At 60.2% G+C, this 7,232-nt stretch carries 15 protein-coding genes; 3 read left to right on the top strand and 12 right to left on the bottom strand.

The window, feature by feature from the left end; genetic code table 11:
• Positions 1–105 precede the first annotated feature (105 nt).
• The 3 genes from PY310_RS20995 (at position 106) to PY310_RS20985 (ending at position 1,356) form a co-directional block, all read left to right on the top strand.
• Positions 106–516 carry a hypothetical protein gene (locus PY310_RS20995; RefSeq protein ID WP_275216567.1) on the top strand — a complete coding sequence of 137 codons (411 nt, stop codon included), beginning with the start codon at positions 106–108 and terminating at the stop codon, positions 514–516.
• 64 nt (positions 517–580) lie between these two features.
• Positions 581–889, top strand: a complete 309-nt coding sequence (locus PY310_RS20990; RefSeq protein WP_275216565.1) for a hypothetical protein — start codon at positions 581–583, stop codon at positions 887–889.
• 107 nt (positions 890–996) lie between these two features.
• Complete coding sequence (locus PY310_RS20985; protein ID WP_275216564.1) at positions 997–1,356, top strand: hypothetical protein; 360 nt, start codon at positions 997–999, stop codon at positions 1,354–1,356.
• Between the two features lie 17 nt (positions 1,357–1,373).
• On the opposite strand, the gene PY310_RS20980 is transcribed toward PY310_RS20985, so the two are convergent.
• The 12 genes from PY310_RS20980 to PY310_RS20925 form a co-directional block, all read right to left on the bottom strand.
• Entirely contained in the window at positions 1,374–1,934 is a 561-nt protein-coding gene (locus PY310_RS20980; RefSeq protein ID WP_275216562.1) for a recombinase family protein, read from the bottom strand.
• Between the two features lie 145 nt (positions 1,935–2,079).
• On the bottom strand, positions 2,080–2,373 hold the full coding sequence (locus tag PY310_RS20975; RefSeq protein ID WP_275216560.1) for a hypothetical protein: 294 nt from the start codon (positions 2,371–2,373) through the stop codon (positions 2,080–2,082).
• Positions 2,374–2,664: 291 nt separating this feature from the next.
• Entirely contained in the window at positions 2,665–3,132 is a 468-nt protein-coding gene (locus PY310_RS20970; protein ID WP_275216558.1) for a hypothetical protein, read from the bottom strand.
• Positions 3,133–3,206: 74 nt separating this feature from the next.
• A complete protein-coding gene (locus tag PY310_RS20965) occupies positions 3,207–3,509 on the bottom strand; it encodes a hypothetical protein (RefSeq protein WP_028264581.1) in 303 nt (100 codons plus the stop codon).
• The gene (locus tag PY310_RS20960) at positions 3,506–4,285 is read right to left on the bottom strand and encodes a ParA family protein (RefSeq protein ID WP_275216556.1); all 780 of its coding nucleotides are present in this window, start codon (positions 4,283–4,285) and stop codon (positions 3,506–3,508) included. The genes PY310_RS20965 and PY310_RS20960 overlap by 4 nt, the downstream gene beginning before the upstream one ends.
• 89 nt (positions 4,286–4,374) lie before the next feature.
• Complete coding sequence (locus tag PY310_RS20955; RefSeq protein ID WP_275216555.1) at positions 4,375–4,710, bottom strand: hypothetical protein; 336 nt, start codon at positions 4,708–4,710, stop codon at positions 4,375–4,377.
• A 101-nt stretch (positions 4,711–4,811) separates the two neighbouring features.
• Positions 4,812–5,207, bottom strand: a complete 396-nt coding sequence (locus PY310_RS20950; protein ID WP_028264584.1) for a hypothetical protein — start codon at positions 5,205–5,207, stop codon at positions 4,812–4,814.
• Between the two features lie 62 nt (positions 5,208–5,269).
• Positions 5,270–5,473: a type II toxin-antitoxin system HicA family toxin gene (locus PY310_RS20945; RefSeq protein ID WP_028264585.1), complete on the bottom strand. Its 204-nt coding sequence runs from the start codon at positions 5,471–5,473 to the stop codon at positions 5,270–5,272.
• Positions 5,474–5,525: 52 nt separating this feature from the next.
• Positions 5,526–5,711 (bottom strand): hypothetical protein, encoded by a 186-nt coding sequence (locus PY310_RS20940; protein ID WP_275216554.1) that lies wholly within the window; start codon positions 5,709–5,711, stop codon positions 5,526–5,528.
• Between the two features lie 25 nt (positions 5,712–5,736).
• Positions 5,737–6,066 carry a hypothetical protein gene (locus PY310_RS20935; RefSeq protein ID WP_275216552.1) on the bottom strand — a complete coding sequence of 110 codons (330 nt, stop codon included), beginning with the start codon at positions 6,064–6,066 and terminating at the stop codon, positions 5,737–5,739.
• A 304-nt stretch (positions 6,067–6,370) separates the two neighbouring features.
• Positions 6,371–6,613 carry a glutaredoxin domain-containing protein gene (locus tag PY310_RS20930; protein ID WP_275216551.1) on the bottom strand — a complete coding sequence of 81 codons (243 nt, stop codon included), beginning with the start codon at positions 6,611–6,613 and terminating at the stop codon, positions 6,371–6,373.
• A 56-nt stretch (positions 6,614–6,669) separates the two neighbouring features.
• On the bottom strand, positions 6,670–7,020 hold the full coding sequence (locus PY310_RS20925) for a hypothetical protein (protein ID WP_028264589.1): 351 nt from the start codon (positions 7,018–7,020) through the stop codon (positions 6,670–6,672).
• Positions 7,021–7,232: the final 212 nt, after the last annotated feature.

Raw genomic sequence — 7,232 nt, 5'->3', positions numbered from 1 at the left:
TGGCTGACGGCGACAATCACCACTTGGTGCCGTAGGCCCGCGTGATCCAAGCAATGGCAAGACAAGCGCTTCACCAGAAACGACAGGAAGTTTGGGGACTTAACCATGACGTTCAACGCGGCAATAGCCCAGATTCGCACCGGCCACCTAATGGTCCGTGATGCACGCGAATGGGATGCCCTGGCGATGGACTTGACCAGCGCCTACCACGGCAAAGACGACGAGCTCATCGAGCAGCTGCGGCCGCCGTTCGTGCAGTCGTGGCGGACTGTAACCACCTACGTCCTTCGGGACACCTTTGACGCTGCCGGCATCACCGTGACGGCCCCGGAGCACCCGTGGGGTATCGCAACCCTGACAGCGAACGGAAGCAGCTGCGAACCTCTCCTGTGCGAGGTGGAGGACACCGAGGATGGACGGGCCGAGGCCGCCGTGTACGGCGGGCTGCGACTACTCACCTTCGAAGAAACCATGACCGCATACACGACATGCCTAAGCCGACTGATGCAGTCCTGAAACGGCGCGCCTCCGTGAAGGCACAGACCACTCCGGATCCGAGAGGTAGAGCAGCATGACGAGCATGTTCGAGCCACGGAGGATCTTCGAAATGAACGGCACCGTGTACGAGCACGCCGACAGGCGACCCGAGTTCACCGGCCAGACCATACGCAGATTCACCTATGGCGAGGAACCCCAGGTGATCGCCCTGGTTCCCTTGGTCAAGGGCGACACGCTCGAAATCCACGGGTACGCGACACACTGGACGAAGGACGATGTGGATGTGGCATGGACCGATGACGGCGGCAGCCAGTACACCTGCTGGGTAGCGGCCAAGGATGTCCGTCGGCCCGTTGCCGGCGAATGGCACGGCCGCTATCTCCCTCACTGAGTCTTCCGAACAACCGCGGGTAACGTCGCGTAGCGTTGGGCCATAAATCTCCGCGTGGCCGCCAGTCGCCTGACGAGGATTGTGTGCGACGAGAGATAGGTGCCTAGATGATCCCGACAAAGCCTTCCAGCAAAGACGCGGTTGCCTGCGTGGGGGAACTCGTGGGTGGAATGTTCGTCGGATGCTCCCGCACTCCGCAGCGTTTTGTTGTGGGCATCGCTTCCAAGGGCTTAGGCCTCGGTCAAGTGGAGGATGCCGATAAACCATCAGTGAAAGTATGCGGCGTGTGCTCACGTCATCTTGAAAGTCTGATTGCTTCAATGCGCAGCTCAGCCCCGAAATCACATCGCACTGAGCCGATGGTTTTCGCCGTCAAGGAGCTTCTGTCCGTGTGGGAGGACTTCTTTGAGGATTTGTACAATACTTTGGGCGGCGGCGAGTGGGATGAGGATATCCAGCGGCGCTGAGCAAGTAGAGGTGGCTGTCAGGTCCCGCTACGTTCAAGCGCCCGCGCTACGGCCATGCGGCTCACGCCTAGGGCCTTTCCGATCTGTGTCTTGTTCTTCCCTTGCTGATGGAGCAGGACAGCGGCTTGTAGCCGTTCCGGTGTCATGACCGTAGGGCGTCCGCCAACGCGGCCCTGGGACCGGGCATGCGCGAGGCCGGCCATGGTGTTCTCCCTGATGGTGTCGATGCGCAACTGTGCGAACACAGCCACGATGCCGTAGAACGCCTTACCCATCGGTGTGGTGGTATCGACCTCCGGTTCGGTCAGGGATCGGATGTTGATGCCGCGCTCTGCCAGCTCGCTAATGAGCTGGAACAGGTGCCACTCCCCCGACACCCTGTCGAGTCGGTGGACCAGAAGTGTGTCGCCGTCCCGCATGTAGTCCAGACATGCAACCCATCGGGGCCTGTCTCGGATTCTGCTGGAGTCCCCGTGGTCAGTGAATACCTTCGATGCTCCTGCAGCTGTGAGGGCGTGCTCCTGGTATTGCGGGTCCTGGTCTCGGGTGGACACTCTGGCGTAGCCGATGATGTTCAATGTGCGGCTCCTCTCTGCCCACAAACCTAGCGGCCACGGAAACGGGCGAAACCGTTTCGTGCAACGGTTTCGTGCGCTCTGCGCTGGGTGTGTCGCGGAACGGGCGAGCAGCGCACGGAATCGGCCGATTCTGTGCGAGCCATCCTTACAAGACGCCGACGTCCTTGGCGGCGCGCTCGACGTTCACAATGATGTCCTGTGCCGCAGGGAGGATCGTTTCTAGTCCCTTCCCGTTACCTGAGTCAATCTGGAGCTTGTAATTGGGCACAGCGATGTTCGTCCATTCCTGGGTGGTGAGTTTCGGCTTTACGGTGTCGCCGGCTAGAGACACGACGGTATTGACCGACTCGGCGACCATGGCCGCTCCCGTTGGGTGCGCAACCGCGTCCTTGGCTTTAGTGATGGCGGTTTTGAGGGCACGGACATTGATCTCCCCCATCGAGAAGGTGGTTTGGACGGTCGCCGTGGGCGTGGGTGTCGGGGTGGTGGGCTCTGGAGCAGCGAGGCTGGGACTGGGGGCCGGTGAACATCCGGCGACAAGTCCAGCGGCCAAAATGAGTCCAGAGAATGCCAGCAGCTGGCGATTCCCCCATATCGAATGTGTGCGCATCGCCTCAGACTACACAGCGACAGGACGGCCAAGACGACCGGTGTGTAGTTGCCCCGTGTTTTGTGTCTGGACGTGGGGAAACCGCGGTTTTCGTGTTGGACGTGGCCAGCACGGAGAGAATCAGGGATTCAGATGCAGGGGGGTGTCCCATCGCTCGTAGCCTTCATCAACTGAGCCTTGCGAATATAGTGTGCTGCGCTTCGGGATCTTCCTTCGGAGCCTGTCCAACACGCCATGTTCCTTGTACACAATGGTGATTGTTTCAACGCTGCTGGAAGGCTTTACGGAGACGAGTTCCGTGTCCCCCCTGCGATACACCTTCATAGGGAAGCCAGCGGCACTTGCGACTCCAAACTGGAGCCCAGAGCACATCTGTCCGTACTCAAATCGCCGTATCTGCGCTGGCTTTCGGTGGATGCGTTCCAGCCTCCAGTAACCTCCGCCGACGGCCGTGAACGTCCAAGGCGATTCCATGCCGACTTGGCGCCAGTCGAGATAGGCCACTGCCAGGGCAATTAGGGCGATCCCGGTTCCGAAGATGCTCACGATCAGCGCCCACAGGGCGAGAATGTCTCCAGTTTCCGTCACAGTTCAAGCCTTTCCCAAAGATGTTAGTTCGCTTCCCCACCCCCCTCCGGGTACGGTTCAAGCCTTCGTCGGTCCTACTGTTGGCGGTATTTGGCCCAGTGGGCAAGCACTGCCTGTTCCACGATGGCCCGCTTGGTGAGCTTGGTCTTGAACTTGGTGAAATCGATGGTCTCGAAAACCTCGTCACTGACCTGAAGGTTGAGGTCTCGCGGGGCGGCGGCAGCTGCCGGCTTCTTGGCGGCCGCCGGAACGGACCTTTCCGAAGCAGGGGCCGGCGCCGCTACCTGCGGCGTCTCGATAGGATCTACGTGCTCATCGGGGGCCGGCTTGATCAACATCTTGGTGCGTCGGTTCCCCAGGTCCGGCTTCTCGGTCATCGGATCACTTTCTTGAATAGTTCGGTGTAGGCATCAAGGACTACGCGCCCACTCGGATAGTCGCCGTACCACTCCCCCGTGAGACGGACCTGCTCCACGATGGTGCGCTTGGGAACCATCGGTGTCAGCAGCAAGCCTGTTTCTTCGAGGTCATCGAAGGAGACCCGCTCAACGAGCGGCTGGGCCACTGCCCTGTCATCTATGGCGGCCGCGATGATGCCCACCTCCTCCAGCGAGTCGGGAGCCCCGATTCGTGTCAGGTTCTTCTTGAACTGGGTCACCGTCTGCCGTGCCCCAACAACACCGTCCACGCCGTCTCCTGAGAGCTTCGAGGCGTAGACGATGGAATCCGCGGCTGTCAGTGCGCCCTTGATGAGCGGGCCGCCCTGCCGGTTGGGGCAGTCAATGATCACCAGGTCAGATTCCAGCCCGACCAGCGAGGTTTTCAGCCGGAACTCCGCACTGTCGGAATACTCGGCTTCCCTGTTGCTGACGTTCCTCGCCGCCGGGATGATGCGGAGGTTTTCGGACCAGCCCGGAACGGGAATGCCCAGGCCTTCCGCGTAGCCCTCGCAGTCGTCATGCGCGAGAATCGCTCCGACATGTAGGTGGTCCTCTTCGGGGGCCACTCGCGCCCACTTCGTGGTGGCGGCCCGCGGGTCTAGGTCAATCAGCGTCACCCGCCGGCCATTCCTGGCCGCAATGACGGCCAACGAGACCGCCGTGGACGTCTTGGTGACTCCACCGCTCTCTGAGTAAATCGCTAGTACCTGCATGAGACGAATCTACATTCCTTCCAATCTACATTTCTGGATATACACGCTGCTTGAAATATAGATTTGTTGTTTTCTTGGTTTCTACATTCCTAGATTTCTTTGGACGTCGGCCCGTCCGTCAGCTCGCGTTCCGTGTTGAGCTGCGCGTGCACGCTTTCCATTAGTTGCGACAGTCCGGCGGCTTCCCAGGATCCGGGCCGGTTATCCAGAAGGTTGTAGCCCTCTGCCACTTCCCGTTGGGCGTCCAGCATCCCGGCATAGACAAGCTCGCCTATGTCGGTCCCGGCTCCGAGCTGGCGCAGGATTGCGTCTTTGATGGCTTCGACGTCCTCGTGATACTCCTGGCTTCGGGTCTCCAGTTCTTCGGGCGACTTGCCTGCGATAGCGCGGGCCTCAAATCCTCCGGGGATGATCTTCTGTGCCATAGTTCCGTTCTCCTTGATCGTTTGCGTTCCAGGGGCCGGCCATTTGAACCGGATTCGCGTTGCGTCTGGATTTACAGAAATCTTGTTTTGTAGATTTCTGGTTATGCTTCGGCGGGCTTCTTTGCTTTGAGCTGGGAGACTCGCTGGGTGGAGATGCCGAGCATGCGGGCGACTTCGGTAATGCTGAACTGCTCGCTGAGTTCTGCGACGACAGCACGTGATTCCGCGGCACCCTTAGCGGAAAGCTCCTGGGCTTTCTCAATGTCTTCCCGTGCCTGGGTCCAGCGCTTCATGGCTTCGTCAGGGGCTCGGAGGCTGACATTTACCTTAACCTCGTCGGGGTCGAGGTCGAGCACGGCGGCCGCAAGGTCCGTGGCCATGTCCTGGATGTCTTTCGCTCTGCTGGCCTGCGTGACCTGATCCAACTCGTGAATGTGGATCATCCACCACTTGCCCTCTTTGTGGGCTACAGCTTCGAGCTCGCGCTTGACGGTCATTTCTTCCTCTCGTACTGCCGGGCGGTGGGCCGGTAAGGGCCTTGCGGCCCCTACCGGGAAGGCTACTGCCAGCCGCTCGGCGTGGTCGGCAGTCCCTTGGCGATCTGCCGGACGACTCCGGGGCTGATGGTCCGGTGCCGGGGAACAGCCACGGTGACTGTCCCGTCCGGCGAGGCCCATACGTCATGCTTGCCCGTCTGCCGAATAATCCTCCATCCGGCCTTGGTCAGTTCCGCCTCGGCTTCTTTCCTTTTGATTTCCTTCATAACTCTATTCTAGCCCCCCTTGCATGTCAATTGCAAGGGGGGCTAGGAAAAACTAGAAGGTCTTGGGAGCCGCAGTTTTTGCTTCGCTTGCGGCCGCGACTTCCTGCGCCAGTGCGAGCGAGGCGTACGCCTGCGCCATGGTGGCCTTGATAGCGGCGGCTGCCGTGGCATCCTCTGGAAGTTCCTGGGCAGCTTCGGCGAGAAGTGCCTGGGCTTCAGCGGCGTAGGTGTTTTGCATGTTTCTCCTTTGGATTGGTGGGGGACTAGGACGAACGGAGCTGGTACAGGCCTCCGAACCCCTTGGGCCTTGGGTAGGGGCAGGGCCAGCCGCCCGCACGGACGAGGGCAACCTCCGCCAGTGTGTAGAACGGTTCTGTGATCGCGAGCTGGTGCATGTAGGCGCAGCGGCCGTCAGCCATCATTTCGTGTTCCTCGTCGAGGCGGTCCTGAATGCGTGGCTTGATCCGGGCATTCTCCGCGCCCCAATTGGAGTGGCACGCGGGGCAGTAGGCAACTTCGTAGGATTCTGCATCAAGGATGGTGGGGAAGCTCTGCGTGTCGAAGAGTGCGAGCTGTCCGGCCAATTCACTCATGGTCTTGGTTCCTTTCGCGTTCTAGCTGTTGAAAAGCGGGGCGGGAACTAAAAAAGGGTTTGCTGGGTCCATGCCGGTGGGTGTTCCTGGTCCAGGTGTTCGATCAGTAGCGCCGCGGCGTCCTCCGGAGTCGGTCCCCAGAACCTGGGGTTTTCTGTCCAGTGGCAGACCGTGCAATCCGAGTGCCAGTGGCTCCGCCAATCTGGGCAGCCCTTCAGCGGAAACGGGCCGGAGCAGCACCACGATGTTGAGCCGATCCGTCCCCGTCCCTGGATCTTCTCGGCCTGTTCCTTGGTCAGTGCCATCAGGATTCCCTTCCCGCTAGCGTCAGAATTTTGTCGGGGCGGAAGCCGGCCCAAGTGTCGGAGTCCGTGACAACGACGGGGGCCGACATGTGGCCGGCCTTTTTGAACGCTTCGCGGTCAGCCTCAGTCATTTCCCGGACTTCATAGGTGATCCCCGTGCGGTCCATGGCCTTCTTGGTGGCGGTGCATTTGCTGCATTCGCGGCCGGTTTCGTCGGTGATTGTGTAGACGGTGGTGGTCATGGCTCCTGCTCCTGGGGATCGGGGGTGGCCGGGGATCCCCGGCCACCTGTGGGTGTCTAGACGAGTTCGGCAGCTGGAAGGCGGATATCGAAAAGGCGCTCTGCCAGTCGGATCAAATGGGCGGGAGCGTCGGCGTCCCAGCCGTGATCTGTGCGGCCGAGGTAGAGGGCGTTGCCTGCAACCTCGGGCAGATAGAGCCCTGTCTCGTGAAGCAGTTGCGTGGCCCTGACGTTGGGGCGGAGGTTCCTGCTGTCTGCCCTGAGGTAGACCTGCCAGTCACCGCTGACGATGCAATCGAGTGGGCCGTAAACGGCTTGGAGTGTGCCTTGGCGGACATCCAGATTCTTTGCTGTTACGTCCTCGCTGAGTCGGGCTGGAACAACCAGGGCAATGCATTTCTGAATCATTGTGGTTCCTTCCGGTGGGCTTCTTGATACTTCTATTCTACCCCCCCTAGGAACTTTTATGCAAGTCCCCCTAGGAGATTTAGAGGAAGTTTTCCGGATTTCTTGAAATGTAGATTTCTGGTTTTATGCCTTTACAGAAACCGCGACTTGTCGTGCAGAGCGTCACGCTGGGCCTGCGGAACCCCTGTGGTGGTTAACCGCCGCTCTGCAGC

The organism is Pseudarthrobacter naphthalenicus (assembly GCF_029076445.1).
Taxonomy (GTDB): Bacteria; Actinomycetota; Actinomycetes; order Actinomycetales; family Micrococcaceae; genus Arthrobacter; species Arthrobacter naphthalenicus.
The sequence above is the reverse complement of the archived record's forward strand: the minus strand, read 5'-3'. Positions and strand labels throughout refer to the sequence as shown.

Excerpts from the sequence above, each read along its gene's own strand:
- PY310_RS20995 (WP_275216567.1), top strand. The coding sequence starts at position 106 with ATGACGTTCAACGCGGCAATAGCCCAGATTCGCACCGGCCACCTAATG.
- PY310_RS20990 (WP_275216565.1), top strand. The coding sequence starts at position 581 with ATGTTCGAGCCACGGAGGATCTTCGAAATGAACGGCACCGTGTACGAG.
- PY310_RS20985 (WP_275216564.1), top strand. The coding sequence starts at position 997 with ATGATCCCGACAAAGCCTTCCAGCAAAGACGCGGTTGCCTGCGTGGGG.
- PY310_RS20975 (WP_275216560.1), bottom strand. The coding sequence starts at position 2,373 with ATGGGGGAGATCAATGTCCGTGCCCTCAAAACCGCCATCACTAAAGCC.
- PY310_RS20965 (WP_028264581.1), bottom strand. The coding sequence starts at position 3,509 with ATGACCGAGAAGCCGGACCTGGGGAACCGACGCACCAAGATGTTGATC.
- PY310_RS20960 (WP_275216556.1), bottom strand. The coding sequence starts at position 4,285 with ATGCAGGTACTAGCGATTTACTCAGAGAGCGGTGGAGTCACCAAGACG.
- PY310_RS20955 (WP_275216555.1), bottom strand. The coding sequence starts at position 4,710 with ATGGCACAGAAGATCATCCCCGGAGGATTTGAGGCCCGCGCTATCGCA.
- PY310_RS20950 (WP_028264584.1), bottom strand. The coding sequence starts at position 5,207 with ATGACCGTCAAGCGCGAGCTCGAAGCTGTAGCCCACAAAGAGGGCAAG.
- PY310_RS20945 (WP_028264585.1), bottom strand. The coding sequence starts at position 5,473 with ATGAAGGAAATCAAAAGGAAAGAAGCCGAGGCGGAACTGACCAAGGCC.
- PY310_RS20940 (WP_275216554.1), bottom strand. The coding sequence starts at position 5,711 with ATGCAAAACACCTACGCCGCTGAAGCCCAGGCACTTCTCGCCGAAGCT.
- PY310_RS20935 (WP_275216552.1), bottom strand. The coding sequence starts at position 6,066 with ATGAGTGAATTGGCCGGACAGCTCGCACTCTTCGACACGCAGAGCTTC.
- PY310_RS20930 (WP_275216551.1), bottom strand. The coding sequence starts at position 6,613 with ATGACCACCACCGTCTACACAATCACCGACGAAACCGGCCGCGAATGC.
- PY310_RS20925 (WP_028264589.1), bottom strand. The coding sequence starts at position 7,020 with ATGATTCAGAAATGCATTGCCCTGGTTGTTCCAGCCCGACTCAGCGAG.